Origin of the sequence: Mesoplasma photuris ATCC 49581, from assembly GCF_000702725.1 — a bacterium.
In the GTDB taxonomy this organism is placed as follows: domain Bacteria; phylum Bacillota_I; class Bacilli_A; order Mycoplasmatales; family Mycoplasmataceae; genus Tullyiplasma; species Tullyiplasma photuris.
Genome location: NZ_JNJI01000006.1, coordinates 45,147 through 59,961, shown reverse-complemented (window position 1 = coordinate 59,961; position 14,815 = coordinate 45,147). Strand labels below are relative to the sequence as shown.

The following is a 14,815-nucleotide window of genomic DNA, read 5'->3' as shown; positions in this document are numbered from 1 at the left end:
ATGCTGTAATAATCGCTTCTGACAACAGAGCTTTTTAGTTTAGTTTAAATTCCTTATTTATAGAAGGAGTGGATACATATGAAAAAAACTAGAATCAAAAAATCTAGAATAAAAAAATTATCATTTAATAATGAACAAATGATTATGAATATGTCAAAATATGACCAAAATGAAATTTTAAATCATTTTGGTATTGAATATTTTGGACTAACAGACGAACAATTCAGAGATAATTTAGAAAAATTTGGAACAAATGAAATCCAAAAAGTAAATTTTAATTGATTTGGAGAGTTTGTAAAGAGCTATTTTAATGCGTTTAATTTAATTTTGATAGCAATAACATTTTTTAATTTATTTAGTTATTTGACAGCTCAATTTAGTGATTGATCATTCAATCCTGTTTGAGATGCTTCAACATCACCATTTGAAATAGCGGGAATTGTTATAACATCAGCAATGGTATTAATTTCAGGAACAATTTCATATATTCAAGTAATTAAATCATTCTTTAGTACTAAAAAAATTAGTTCAATTGTTAAAACTACAACAAATATTATTCGTCATCAAAATGATGAAAAATTAATAGAATATAAAAAAGTTGAAAAACAAAATCAATTAAATTTAATTAAACTTGGAGAAGAAATCGATGTTAAGCAATTGGTTCCTGGAGATTTAGTATATCTTTCAAGTGGAGATATGGTACCAGCTGATGTTAGAATTATTCTTTCAACAGACTTATTTATCAATCAATCTTCTTTAACTGGTGAATCTTTGCCAGTTGAAAAGCACGCATATAATTCTAATAATACTGATAATATTCTTGATTTAGAAAATATTTGTTACACAGGGACATCGGTTGTTTCTGGGGGAGCAATTGCAATTGTAATCGCTACATCCAATGATACTTATTTTGCAACAATTAGTAAAACTATTATGCAAAAAAGACCGGAGAGCTCATTTACTAAAGGTATTAAATCAGTTACTAGAATATTATTAATATTCATGTTAATGATGGTTCCAATCATTTACATTGTTGCATCACTTACAAATAACGAACTAAAAAACGACGCAATTAGTCCTTGAGTAGGAGGTTTAATTTTTGCGGCAGCTGTAGGAGTTGGTTTAACACCAGAAATGCTTCCGATGATAGTGAACATTAACCTTTCAAGAGGATCACGTAGAATGGCTAAAAACAAAGTTGTTGTGAAAGAACTTGAAGCTGTTCAAGCACTAGGTGCAATCGATATTTTATGTACAGACAAAACAGGAACACTTACAAACGATAAAATTGATTTAGTTGAATATTTAAGTGTTGATAAGAAAAAAGACGATAAATTAATTAAATTATTATATATGAATTCTTACTTCCAAACGGGATTGAGAAATCCGATGGATAAAGCTGTTTTAGATTATGTTACTAAAAATAATTTCGATTTTAATAAAACTGATAAATTTTCTAAAGTAGATGAAATACCATTTGATTTCAACAGAAGAAAATTAACACTTGTGATTGATTCTGAAGTAGAGGGTAGAATTATGATCACGAAGGGTTCTGCTGAAGAAATCATGAATTCATCAAATAGAGTATTTTATAAAGGAAAAGTTGTAGAAATTAATGATGAATTGAGACGTCAAATCGAAGCCTATTTTGAAAAAGCAAACGAAGAAGGTAAGAGAGTTCTAGGAATTGCTTATAAACCTGTTGAAGATAATCAAACAGTTTTTAAAGTTGAAGATGAATCAGAATTGATATTTTATGGTTTTGCATCATTTTTAGATACACCAAAACCATCATCAGCTAAAATGATATCTTTATTAAAAAAATATGGTGTAGATTTAAAAATATTAACAGGGGACAACGAACCGGTTACTCGTGCTATTTGTAAAATGGTTAATTTAGATATCACCGGTTTAGTTACTGGTTCAGAAATTGAAAACGCTAGCGAACAAGAGCTAAAACGCATTGTTGAAAAAAATAACATCTTTGTTAAATTGAATCCATTACAAAAAGTTAGAATCATTCAAGTTTTAAAATCTAATGGTCATTCAGTTGGTTATATGGGAGATGGTATTAATGATGCTCCTGTTCTTAGACAATCTGATGTTGCTATTTCAGTTCAAAATGCCACAGATATTGCAAAGGATGCTTCAGATATTATTCTTTTAGAAAAATCATTACTTGTTTTAGAAAAAGGGATTATTGAAGGAAGAATGATTTTTGGAAATATTTTAAAATATGCAAAAATAACTTTCTCATCAAATTTTGGTAATGCATTATCAATGTTGTTAGTTGCAGCATTTTTACCATTTTTACCAATGCTACCATCACAGCTGCTATTACAAAATTTAATTTACGATTTTTCTCAATTTGTTTCTGTAATGGATAGGGTTGATGATACATTTATTCAAAAACCACAAAAATGAAACTCTAAAGAGTTCGTGCCTTTTGCATTAATAAATGGTCCAGTCAGTTCAATTTTTGACATCATTACCTTTGTTATTGTTGGTTGAGGTTTAGGTACAGTTCAAGCATACAATAATAATGATGCAAGCCTATTGGTGGGTATTAATCCAGAAATTGGAGTTGATGCAAAAGACTTAGCACAATCTATTTTCCAAGGATCATGATTTATTGTGGGATTAATTTCTCAAACAATTATATTCCATATTTTAAGAACTGAAAAATTACCATTTATAAAATCTAGATCACCATGACCAATTTTCTTAATTGGAGGAATCATAATGTTAGTTGCTTTCTTAATACCATATATTGAACCAATAGGATCTATTTTCAGATTTGCCCAGCCTTCACTAATTTACATTCCAATCGTGGTTGGTATAATTAGTGCTTATTGTTTGGTGGCACAAACTGTTAAAATGCTATTCATTAAAATTTATAAAAAGTGACTATAATAAAGTTGTTTAAAACAACTTTTTTTATTTATAATTAAATCAATGGAGGAATTATGAAGAAAATAAGTAACTCACTCGAAGATACAAAAAAAATTGCTGAAGAAATTTGTGAAGAATTAAAAAATATGCAAACACCTTTTTATATTTTAATGAGTGGTGATTTAGGCGCTGGAAAAACAACTTTTTCAAAACAATTAATCAAATTACTTGGTGTTGATGAAGTTGTAACTTCTCCAACTTTTGTGATAATGAATCAATACACTTCTAAAAGTGGTTTAACAATTAATCATATGGACGCTTATCGATTGAAAAATGATTCTGAGTTAGATATGTATTTGGACGAATTTGAAAACAGTATAAATATTATTGAATGATATGAGAATATTGATTTAGAATCAAATATTAACTATTTAAAAATAGATATTAAAAATATTGGTGATCACAATCGTGAGTTCACTATAGAAAGAAATTAATATGAATTTATTTATTGATACAAGCAATTGAAATTTTGTAATAATTTTAGAAAAAAATAATCAAATTATTGATAAAAAAATCATTCTTAATACTAAAAAAATTTCTGATATTGCAATGGATGAAATATCTAATTTACTTAATCAAAACTCATTAACAATTAAAAATATTGAAAATATTTATGTAACCAAAGGTCCCGGAAGCTATACTGGCGTAAGAATTGGTCTAACAATAGCAAAAACTTTAAAATCTATTGATAAAAAATATAATATTTTTTTAATTAGTTCCTTAAAATATCAAGCAATGAATGAAAAAGTTATTTCAATCTTTGATGCTAGAGGGAATAAATCTTATATTGGAATATATGATCAAGGTATATCTGTGATCGAAGAAACAATTTTATCAAATGAAGATATTCAAAATATTGTTGATCAATATTCTGATTTTGAAATTATTAAAGATTATGTTAACTTCGACTTTGTTCAAGCTTATTTGAAAGTAAAAGATTCATTTGATGAAGTTAAAAATGTTGATGATATCAATCCGGTATATATTAAAAACTTTATTTAAGAACTTATAAAAGAATACTTTATTATGTATAATATTAAAGTATTAATGGGTTAATACTCAAGTTGGTGAAGAGGACACCCTGCTAAGGTGTTAGGTCGGTTTCCGGCGCAAGAGTTCGAGTCTCTTTTAACCCGCCAGTTTAAAATTCTAAAAAGGATACTTATGTATCCTTTTTTATTTTATTTGGTCTACAAAATCTATATAATCATATATGTTAGAATAGGTGAAAAAATGAAACAAGAAAAAAATAAGTTCAAGGACAAATTTAAAAAGTTTTTTAGAACATTATTATTTTGAAAACCTATTGATTCCTCAATAGAATCAGATTACTTTGAAGATATTTTAAACAAATTATTTTTGGTTAATAAATCTGAAAAAGAAAATATTTTAAAGATTATCGAAAAGAGAGATATTGAAAGTCTACTTTTTTATACAGATAGCAGAAATATAAATCACATTTTAGATAACGGAATTGAATTGTTGAAAAATTTAAAGCTTGATTACAATGAAAATTATCATGTTTGAACTTTTTCGCAAGAAGAGGATTCGATCAATTTAGAGTTTGACGTATCGTCTAGAGGAAATTTTTGAAAATGATCAAATGATTTAGATTTCAATGCATCAAAATTTTGTGTTTTAGCATTAGATCCTCAAAAAATTAAAGAGATATCTGAGAAAGATTGGTTATTTGATATTTCTTTAAACAAGGTAAGTATTTTAGAGGATATTCCACCAGAAGCGATCAAATGAATTATTGTTCGTGATCGCAATGGATATAAAAATGCTAAAGAAGCAATTAAAAGAAATAAATTAAAAGCACAATTATATTTCGGAAGAAATGGTGTTGTTAAAGAAGAACAAGGAGTTAATTAATATGGCAAAGCAATTAGATAAGATTACACCAAGAGATGTAGATTTCTCACAATGATATACAGATACAGTTTTAAATGCAAAACTTGTAGAATATGGACCAGTTAAAGGGACAACTATTTTTAGACCTTATGGTTATGCGATTTGAGAATTGATGCAAAAACAACTTGATTCAGAATTCAAAAAAATTGGAGTTCAAAATGTTTATTTCCCACTATTGATTCCTGAATCTTTATTCAACAAAGAAAAAGATCATATTGAAGGATTTTCTCCTGAAATCGCAACAGTTACTAGAGTTGGTGATAAACAATTAGATGAACCATTATATATTCGTCCAACATCAGAAGTTTTAATGGCAAGCTTCTTCGAAAAAGAAGTTAATTCATATAGAGACTTACCATTAATTTACAATCAATGAGTAAATGTTATGAGATGAGAAAAAACCACAAGACCATTTTTAAGAACTTCAGAGTTTTTATGACAAGAAGGTCATACAGTACATAACTCAGCTCAAGAAGCTGAAGAATTAACATTAAATATTTTAGACATCTATACAAAATTCGCTAGAGAATTTTTATTATTACCTGTAATTCAAGGAAAGAAAACAGAAAAAGAAAAATTTGCGGGTGCTCAAGATACTTATACAATTGAATCTCTAATGCATGATGGTCAAGCATTGCAATGTGGTACATCACATTATTTTGGTCAAAACTTTTCAAAAGTTTATGATATCAAATTTCAAAACAAAGAAGGTAAACTTGAAAATGCTTACTCAACTTCATGAGGAGTATCAACAAGACTAATCGGTGCTATCATTATGACTCACTCTGATGACAATGGTTTAGTATTACCTTCAACAATTGCTCCAATTCAAGTAGCAATCATTGAAATTAAAGAAGACGAAAAAGTTATTGCTGTTTCAAATTCAATCAAAGAACAACTTTCTGATTTAAGAGTTAACATTGATAAAACTGATAAATCATTTGGATTTAAAATTTCTGAAGCGGAAATTAAAGGTATTCCAATTAGAATTGAAATCGGACCAAGAGATTTGGAAAATGGCATGGTTACTATCTCAAGAAGAGATACAAGAGAAAAACAATTGGTTGAGTTAAGTAAGGTTGAACAAACGGTTCGTCAAATGATGAAAGAGTATGATGAATCTTTATACAAAAAAGCTTTAGACAATAGAGAAGCTAGAACTTCAAAAGCCTCAACTATTGAAGAGTACATTGAAAAATTAAAAGAAAATCAAGGATTTGTTTTAGTTCCATTTTGTGGACAAATTGAATGTGAAAATGAAATTAAACAAAAAACTTCAACAAATTCGCGTTGTATTCCTTTTGATGTAGAACAAAAAGAAGGGAAATGCTTCAATTGTTCTAAACCATCAAAAGCACTAGTTTATTTTGCAAGAGCTTACTAATTAGGAGGAAATGATGTCTAAAAAATATTACGCGGTTAAAAAAGGGTTTAAAACTGGTGTTTTTGAAACTTGAGAAGAAACAAAATCATATATTGATGGATTTTCAGGAGCAGTTTATAAATCTTTTAAAACAAAAAATGAGGCGTGAGATTTTTTAAGAAACAAACCAACCTCAGAAGTTAAAGCTAAACCAATTGTGAAAAAGCCTTTTGGATTGGAAGACCTAGTGAGTGCTATTGCGTATACAGATGGAAGTTACCTTTCGGAGGGCAATAATTATTCATATGGAACAGTTGTTTTGTGAAAAGATAGGGAATATTATTTTTCACAAAGATTTAATGATCAAGAAAATGCATCATTAAGGAATGTTGCAGGGGAACTTGAAGGTGCTAAAAAAGCAATGAAATTTGCATTTGATCAAAAGATTCAATATTTGATAATTCATCATGATTATCAAGGAGTTGCTTCGTGAGCAACAAGAGAGTGAAAAGCTAATTTGCCAGCCACACAAGCATATCAAGAGTTTTATGATCAAATTTCTACAAGAGTAAATGTAGAATTTAAATGAGTAAAAGGACACAGCGGTGATCATTATAATGATTTAGCTGATCAATTAGCTGCAAATGCAACTTTTGAATTATATGAAGGAGTTAAATAATATGCGAAAATTTCAATTACAAATGTTAGATGGAAAAGAACTAACAACTTTTGAGTGAAAAGATGTTAAAGAACCGATTGCGGTTATTCAATTTGTTCATGGTTCAGCTGAAAGAATGACAAGGTATAATGAATTTGCTGAAAGAATGAACAAAAAAGGAATCATAGTTGTTGGTGCTGATCATAGAGGGCATGGTGAAAGTGCTGATTTAAGCAATGCTGAACTAGGTTTCTTTGCTAAAAAAAATGGTTGAAACACAATTGTTGATGACTTAAAAGTAGTTAATACTTATATCAAAAAAACTTATGTAGGATTACCAGTTTTTATGATGGGACATTCAATGGGTAGTTTTATGGCTAGAACTTATGCAATTAAATACTCACAAACAATCACTGGATTAATTTTAAGTGGAACAGCTGAAAAACCAAAAGGTTTAATGATGATGTCAATTTTAATTTCAAAAATGGTACAAATTTTTAATGGAGCTAAGAAACCTTCAAAATTTATTTGAAATCTAAGTTATAGATCATTAAATAAAAAATTTGATTCTTCAACAGCAAACGGATCTGAATGACAAACAAGAGATGAAGATATTCAGGGATGATTTGTTAATGATGAATTATGTGGTCAAGTTTTTAGCGCAAGTGCATTTAAAGATATGTTTAAAGGAATGTTATTTAATTCTAAAACAAGCAACTTTAAATTAATGAGACAAGATCTTCCTATTTTAATTGCATCAGGTGATGATGATGTTGTAGGAAATTATGGTAAAGGTCCTGAAAAAATTAATTCAAAATTTGTTAGAAATGGTTATAATTCAAGATTGGTTTTATATCCTAATTTAAGACATGAAATTTTATTTGAACCAGAAAAACTAGAAGTGGAAAAAGATTTAACTAATTTTATTAAAGAAAATTTAAATAATCAATTTTAGAAAAAGGGAGTATCCAATGGATAAGAAAAAAATAAGGAACTTTAGTATTATTGCCCATATTGATCACGGTAAGTCTACTCTTGCTGATCGTATTTTAGAACATACTAAAACTGTTGAAAAAAGAGAAATGCAAGAGCAAATATTGGATTCAATGGATATTGAAAGAGAACGTGGAATTACAATAAAATTAAACTCTGTTCAGTTGCAATACAAGGCAAAAGATGGTGAAGAATATGTTTTTCATTTAATTGATACTCCTGGTCACGTAGATTTTTCATACGAAGTATCTAGAAGTTTGGCAGCTTGTGAAGGTGCTATTCTTGTTGTTGATGCAACTCAAGGAGTTGAAGCACAAACACTTGCTAATGTATATTTGGCACTTGATAGTAATTTAGAAATTATTCCCGTAATCAATAAAGTTGACTTACCAAGTGCTGATGTTGAAAGAGTTAAAGCTGAAATTGAAAATATCATTGGTCTTGATTGCAGTGAAGCACCTCTAATTTCTGCTAAAACAGGTTTAAATATTGAACATGTTTTAGAAGCTATAGTTAATAAAATACCTTATCCAAATGATGCTGATGATTTTAAACCACTTAGAGCTTTAATTTTTGATAGTTACTATGATAAATATTTAGGTGTAGTTATGTCAATTAGAGTTAAAGAAGGAACAATTAAAGTTGGCGACAAAATTCGTTTAATGTTCAACGGTGCTGAGTATGATGTTACTGAAGTTGGTGTTAAAACACCAAAAATTTTAAAAACCGGATCACTAGAAGCTGGAGAAGTTGGTTGAATAGCTGCATCAATTAAAAATATTAAAGACATTAACGTTGGTGATACTATTACAAATGCTGATAAACCAGCAGAAGAACCACTACCTGGTTATAAAAAAATGAAACCAATGGTTTATTGTGGAATTTATCCAGTTGATACAAATCGTTATCAAGATTTTAAAGAAGCGCTAGAAAAAATTGAATTATCTGATTCGTCATTAGTTTATGAACCAGAAACATCACAAGCATTAGGGTTTGGCTTCCGTTGTGGTTTCTTAGGACTATTGCATATGGAAGTTATTCAAGAGAGATTAGAGCGAGAATATAACTTAAATCTAATTGCAACAGCCCCATCTGTTATCTATAAAGTATTTTTAACTAATGGAGATGTTATCGAAATTGATAATCCGGCTAAATTGCCAGATCCACAAAAAATCTTAAAGATGGAAGAACCATTTGTAAACGTCAGAATTGCTACACCAAAAGATTCTGTTGGTGATTTAATGAATTTATGTCAACAAAAACTAGGTATCTATAAAGATTTAGAATATGTTGATGATCAAAGAATGATTTTAGTTTATGATATGCCACTTGCAGAAATTATTTTTGATTTTTTTAATAAATTAAAATCTATATCAAGAGGATATGCTTCTTTTGAATATGAATTAATTGGTTATAAAGAATCAAAACTAGTAAGAATGGATATTTTACTTAATGGAGATATGGTTGATGCCTTCTCAATGATTGTGCATTCATCATTTGCATATTCACGTGGTTCAGCCTTAACAGCTAAATTAAAAGAATTAATTCCTCGTCAAAACTTTGAAGTACCAATTCAAGCTGCGATTGGAAATAAAATTTTAGCAAGAGAAACAATCAAAGCTTACCGTAAAGACGTTACTTGAAAATTACATGCTGCTGATAAATCTCGTAGAAAAAAATTACTACAAAAGCAAATTGAAGGTAAAAAGAAAATGAAAGAAATTGGTAGTGTAGAAGTTCCTCAAGAGGCGTTTGTTGCAGTATTAAAATTAGATGACTAATATATAACATTTTAATCTAAAACAATTTAGGGACTAATGAGGGAAACTTCATTTTTTCTTTAAGGAAAGGACAATATGAATAAATTTGAATATGAAAAAGATTTTTTTGACATAGTTGATGATGAAGTATTTTTAATTGAATATTATCCTGAATTCAAAGGAGAACCGACGGCTAAATTAATTGGTGATAAGTGAAGAGAAATATTTAACTATTCAGAATATAGAGAATATATTAGTGATATATTTTCAAAAATTAAGCCAGTTTTTATCGGTCTAGAATCTGATCAACTACCAGATGGTGTTTCAGATATGTTGATTATTAGAATGAATGCATTAACAACTGTTGCATATGATTATCAACAATTTTATTTAACTTTATTAGAAGAATATGGTTCGAAACCATTAAATGAATTAGGGATTGATGCTTTAATTGATCGTACATATTTTGAATTGATGAATGCATATGTAGAAAGCTTTCAAAATACATTATTAAACATGGAAATAGTAGAACCATTCAGCCTATTTTATAAAGATTTAAAAAATTTTTTCGAAGATTTTCAAGTTGCAAAAACTTCTGAACAAGTTAATGAAAAAATATATCTAATTCAAGAGAGCCTATCTGATTTTATTGATTCACTTGATGAAACTGATATTGATTTAGATCCTGAAGAGATTGCTCTTGCTAATGTATTTTTAAAATTTGCAACTTATATTGAAACAATTATTTATTACTTGATAGTGGTTCATGAAACTTTACAAGACAAGGCAGAAAAAAATGCTGGTTTAGTAAATGATGAGTTAAAACTTTACATTCTTGAGCGCGATGAAAGAATTCAAATGGTCGAAACTATGAATAGTCATATTGTAAAAAACTAAACAAACTTTAAAAAGTTTGTTTTTTTATTTTCTTAAAGTTTTATCAAAATTACCAAGTAATGATCTTTTTACCTACTTTGTTCGATAGTTTAATGAAATTTACCACAATATCGCTCTTTTAGAAAGGTTAGCACTTTTTTAATTAGTTAAAAAATGGTATTATTTATAAGTTAAATAAATAAAAGGGGAAAATATGTCAAATCAAAAAATTATTAACATTGCTGTTATTGCTCACGTTGATGCTGGTAAATCTACATTAGTAGATGCATTATTAAAACAAGGTGGAGCATTCAGAGATAATCAAGAACTTATAGCTCAAGTTATGGATTCAAACGATCAAGAACGTGAACGTGGAATTACAATTTATTCAAAAAACTGTGCGATAGAATATAACGGAATTAAAATCAACATCGTTGATACTCCTGGCCATGCTGATTTTTCATCAGAAGTTGAACGTGTTTTAAAAACAGTTGATACAGTTATTCTTTTGGTTGACTCAAGTGAAGGGCCAATGCCACAAACAAGATTCGTATTACAGAAATCTTTAGAATTAGGATTACGTCCAATTTTAATGATTAACAAAATTGATAAAAAAGATCAAAGAGCTTTAGAGGTTGTTGATGAAGTATTAGAACTATTTATGGAATTAGATGCTAACGACAAACAATTAGAATTCCCTACTTTATTTGGAATTGCTAAAAACGGAATTGCACAATATACAATGACTGAAGAATCAGAAGATTTATCACCATTATTTGAGACTGTAATTAAACAAGTTGGAGCATACCCAGAAGAATTAGCAAACAATTCAACAAGATTACAAGTTTCTACATTAGCGTATGATTCATTTATTGGTCGTTTAGGAATCGGAAGATTATTTGAAGGATCTATCAAAGAAGGTCAAACAGTTACTGTGGCTACTAATGATGGAAAAACAAAATCAGGTAAAATTTCAAAATTAATGATTTATCAAGGATTAGCAAGAGTTGCTGTTAAAGAAGCTTTCGCAGGAGAGATCGTAACAATTGCTGGTATTGACGATATTTCAATTGGTGATACTATTTGTGATCCTAACGATGTTAGACCAATGGAACCAATTACAATCGAAGAACCAACAATGTCTATGAACTTTTTAGTTAATACTTCACCATTTGCTGGTAAAGTAGGAAAATTTGTTACATCAAGAAACATTCGTGAAAGATTAGACAAAGAATTAGAAGTTAACGTTGGATTAAGAGTTGAAGCTTTAGAAAACTCTTCAATTGAAGGATTTAAAGTTTATGGTCGTGGTGAACTACACTTATCAGTACTTATTGAATCAATGAGACGTGAAGGTTTTGAGTTGGCTATTTCTAAACCAGAAGTAGTTTTACATAGAGATCCAATGAGTGGTGATATTTTAGAACCAATGGAAAAAGTAATTATTAACGTACCAAGTGAATACTCAGGAACAGTTATTAATAAATTAAACCAAAGAAAAGGTTTAATGATTGATATGGATTCTGATGGAACAAGAGATAAAGTTACTTATATCATTCCTTTAAGAGCATTAATTGGATTCCGTTCAGAATTTACAAATGATACTCATGGTGAAGGAATTATGGTTAGATCATCACATGGTTTTGAAGCTCACAAAGGTGAAATTGAATCACGCCAAAATGGTGTAATGATTTCAATGGCAAACGGTAAAGCTTTAGCTTATGCATTAGGAAACTTAGAAGAACGTGGAATTATTTTCGTTTCTCCTCAAACTGAAATTTATGAAGGAATGATTGTTGGTCAACACTCAAGAGATAATGATTTAGATGTTAACCCAACAACTGGTAAAAAATTAACTAATACTCGTTCATCAGGAACAGATGATTCAGTTAAATTAACACCACCACGTACTATGACACTAGAAGAAGCTTTAGAATACATCGAATGAGATGAATTAGTTGAAGTAACTCCAATCGACATTAGATTACGTAAAAGATGATTATCACAAGTTGAACGTAAACAACATAGAAATGACAATAAAAAAGTTATTAACTAATAACTTATTAATGTAAAATTAAAATAACTCAATTATGAGTTATTTTTTATTAAAAAAAAGGAGAAACATGAAATTAAAAGATAAAACAGTCGCTGAATTGATGACAGAAAGACACAGTGCAAAACTTTTTCAAAAAGGTTTTAAAATTGAACAAGATATTTTAGATTCAATTGTTGAAGCTATTCGTATGAGTCCTTCAAGTTATGGGATGATGAATCAAAGAGTAATTGTCTTAGTTGACGGTGAATTTAAAGAAAGTTTAAATCCAATCTTTTTTGGAGCACCAAATCATTTAACTGCTTCAGCACAAATTTTAATTATTACAGATAAAGCTGATAAATTAAAAAATGAAACTATGCCACTTACTATTAATGCAAAATTTGAAGGTAAACCCGAAGAATTAAAAGCAAAATATTTCGAATCTTTTGCAAAAATTTGAGATGCAAAATTTGGAGCACCAAACGATATGAATCATGCTAATTTTTGATCACAAAAACAAGCATATATCGCATTAGGGATTGCTCTTGTTGCAGCTGAACAGTTTGGTATTGATGCATGTCCTCAAGAAGGATATGATCGAATTAAATTAGAAGAACTATTTAGATCAAAAAATCTATTAGCAAATGATGAGGAAATAACTTTAAGTATTCTACTTGGTAAAATTGAAGGTGAAGAAGGAATTGGTTACTTTAAAAAAGTAAGAAAAGATAAAAAGGACTTTGTTAACTACATTAAATAAGGTATTGCCTTATTTTTTATTTTTTAGTTGTTTATTCAAATAAACATAATATAATTATCTTATATACATAAGGAGAGAAAATATGTCAAAAATTGTTAAAATTTTAGGACGTGAAATTTTAGATTCACGTGGTTTACCAACAGTTGAAGTTGAAGTATGAACTGATTTTGGTGGATATGGTGTTGCTAAAGTTCCTTCAGGAGCATCAACTGGTGCTAATGAAGCTTTAGAACTAAGAGATGGTGATAAAAAACGTTTTGGTGGAAAAGGTACTTTAAAAGCTGTAGCTAACGTAAATGATAAAATCGCACCAGTATTAGTTGGAATGGAAGTTCAAGATCAATTAGCTTTAGACCAAGCTATGATTGATTTAGATGGAACAGAATTCAAAAAAAACTTAGGAGCAAACGCAATGTTAGGAGTTTCTTTAGCTGTTGCTAGAGCTGCTGCTAATGAATTAGAAATGCCATTATACAAATATATCGGTGGAGTACAAGCTAAACGCTTACCTGTGCCAATGTTAAACGTTATTAATGGTGGAGAACACGCTGATTCAGCAATCGATTTCCAAGAATTTATGATTATGCCAGTTGGAGCACCAACTTTCTCTGAAGCATTAAGATGATCTTCAGAAACTTTCCAAGCTTTAAAATCATTATTACATGATAAAGGTGATATTACAGCTGTTGGAGATGAAGGTGGATTTGCACCAAACTTCGCATGAGCATACGAAAATGAAGATTTAGCTTCATTCCAAGCTAAAACTCCAGCTGAAGTTGCTTTAGACTTATTAGTTGAAGCTATTAAAAAAGCAGGATTTAAAACAGGTAAAGATGGAATTATGATCGCAATGGATTGTGCTTCATCAGAATTATTCTTAGAAGATAAAAAATACCACTTCAAAAAAATTGAAAAAGTTACTGGTCAATCATGAACAATGACTTCAGATGAAATGATTGCTTACTTAGAAAAATTAGTAAACAATTACCCAATTATTTCAATCGAAGATGGATTAGACGAAAAAGACTGAGATGGATTTAAAAAATTAAATGATCAAATCGGTGGAAAAGTACAAATCGTTGGAGATGACTTATTCACAACAAACCCAAGATTCATTAAAGAAGGAATCGCTAAAGGTGTTGCAAACTCAACATTAATTAAATTAAACCAAATTGGTACATTATCAGAAACAATTGAAGCAATTACTATGACTCAAAAAGCTGGATGAACAGCTGTAGTTTCACACCGTTCAGGAGAAACTGAAGATTCAACAATCGCTGATGTTGCTGTAGCATTTAATACAGGTCAAATTAAAACAGGATCAATGTCAAGATCAGACAGAATTGCTAAATACAACAGATTATTACAAATCGAATCTGAACTAGGTAAAAACGCAATTTACGATGGATTTGCAACTTTCTACAACTTATCAGAAATTAAATAGTATTAATTAATTTTAAATAGAACCTCGGTTCTATTTTTTATTTGATAAAATAAATTAATA

12 protein-coding genes and 1 tRNA gene are annotated in these 14,815 nt (G+C 29.1%); all 13 read left to right on the top strand.

The features are described from left to right. Positions 1–78 precede the first annotated feature (78 nt). The 13 genes from mgtA to eno all read left to right on the top strand — a co-directional run bounded on the left by mgtA (position 79) and on the right by eno (position 14,755). A complete protein-coding gene (gene mgtA / locus T347_RS0103435) occupies positions 79–2,913 on the top strand; it encodes a magnesium-translocating P-type ATPase (RefSeq protein ID WP_031543338.1) in 2,835 nt (944 codons plus the stop codon). Between the two features lie 53 nt (positions 2,914–2,966). Then, complete coding sequence (gene tsaE / locus T347_RS0103430; protein ID WP_031543336.1) at positions 2,967–3,386, top strand: tRNA (adenosine(37)-N6)-threonylcarbamoyltransferase complex ATPase subunit type 1 TsaE; 420 nt, start codon at positions 2,967–2,969, stop codon at positions 3,384–3,386. Between the two features lies 1 nt (position 3,387). Continuing rightward, positions 3,388–3,954 carry a tRNA (adenosine(37)-N6)-threonylcarbamoyltransferase complex dimerization subunit type 1 TsaB gene (gene tsaB / locus T347_RS0103425; RefSeq protein ID WP_031543334.1) on the top strand — a complete coding sequence of 189 codons (567 nt, stop codon included), beginning with the start codon at positions 3,388–3,390 and terminating at the stop codon, positions 3,952–3,954. Between the two features lie 47 nt (positions 3,955–4,001). After that, positions 4,002–4,091, top strand: a tRNA-Ser gene (locus T347_RS0103420). A 94-nt stretch (positions 4,092–4,185) separates the two neighbouring features. Continuing rightward, positions 4,186–4,827, top strand: coding sequence for a hypothetical protein (locus tag T347_RS0103415; protein ID WP_031543332.1), 642 nt, complete (start codon positions 4,186–4,188; stop codon positions 4,825–4,827). A gap of 1 nt (position 4,828) precedes the next feature. After that, positions 4,829–6,250, top strand: a complete 1,422-nt coding sequence (gene proS, locus T347_RS0103410; protein ID WP_031543331.1) for a proline--tRNA ligase — start codon at positions 4,829–4,831, stop codon at positions 6,248–6,250. Between the two features lie 13 nt (positions 6,251–6,263). Further along, positions 6,264–6,908, top strand: coding sequence for a ribonuclease H1 domain-containing protein (locus T347_RS0103405; RefSeq protein ID WP_031543329.1), 645 nt, complete (start codon positions 6,264–6,266; stop codon positions 6,906–6,908). Between the two features lies 1 nt (position 6,909). Next, positions 6,910–7,842 carry an alpha/beta fold hydrolase gene (locus T347_RS0103400; protein WP_031543327.1) on the top strand — a complete coding sequence of 311 codons (933 nt, stop codon included), beginning with the start codon at positions 6,910–6,912 and terminating at the stop codon, positions 7,840–7,842. Between the two features lie 16 nt (positions 7,843–7,858). Beyond that, positions 7,859–9,661, top strand: coding sequence for a translation elongation factor 4 (gene lepA, locus T347_RS0103395; RefSeq protein WP_031543324.1), 1,803 nt, complete (start codon positions 7,859–7,861; stop codon positions 9,659–9,661). A gap of 75 nt (positions 9,662–9,736) precedes the next feature. After that, positions 9,737–10,537, top strand: coding sequence for a hypothetical protein (locus tag T347_RS0103390; RefSeq protein WP_031543322.1), 801 nt, complete (start codon positions 9,737–9,739; stop codon positions 10,535–10,537). Between the two features lie 193 nt (positions 10,538–10,730). Next, positions 10,731–12,572, top strand: coding sequence for a translational GTPase TypA (gene typA, locus T347_RS0103385; RefSeq protein ID WP_031543320.1), 1,842 nt, complete (start codon positions 10,731–10,733; stop codon positions 12,570–12,572). 67 nt (positions 12,573–12,639) lie between these two features. After that, on the top strand, positions 12,640–13,311 hold the full coding sequence (locus tag T347_RS0103380; protein WP_031543317.1) for a nitroreductase family protein: 672 nt from the start codon (positions 12,640–12,642) through the stop codon (positions 13,309–13,311). An 82-nt stretch (positions 13,312–13,393) separates the two neighbouring features. After that, the gene (eno, locus tag T347_RS0103375; protein WP_031543314.1) at positions 13,394–14,755 is read left to right on the top strand and encodes a phosphopyruvate hydratase; all 1,362 of its coding nucleotides are present in this window, start codon (positions 13,394–13,396) and stop codon (positions 14,753–14,755) included. Positions 14,756–14,815 lie beyond the last annotated feature (60 nt).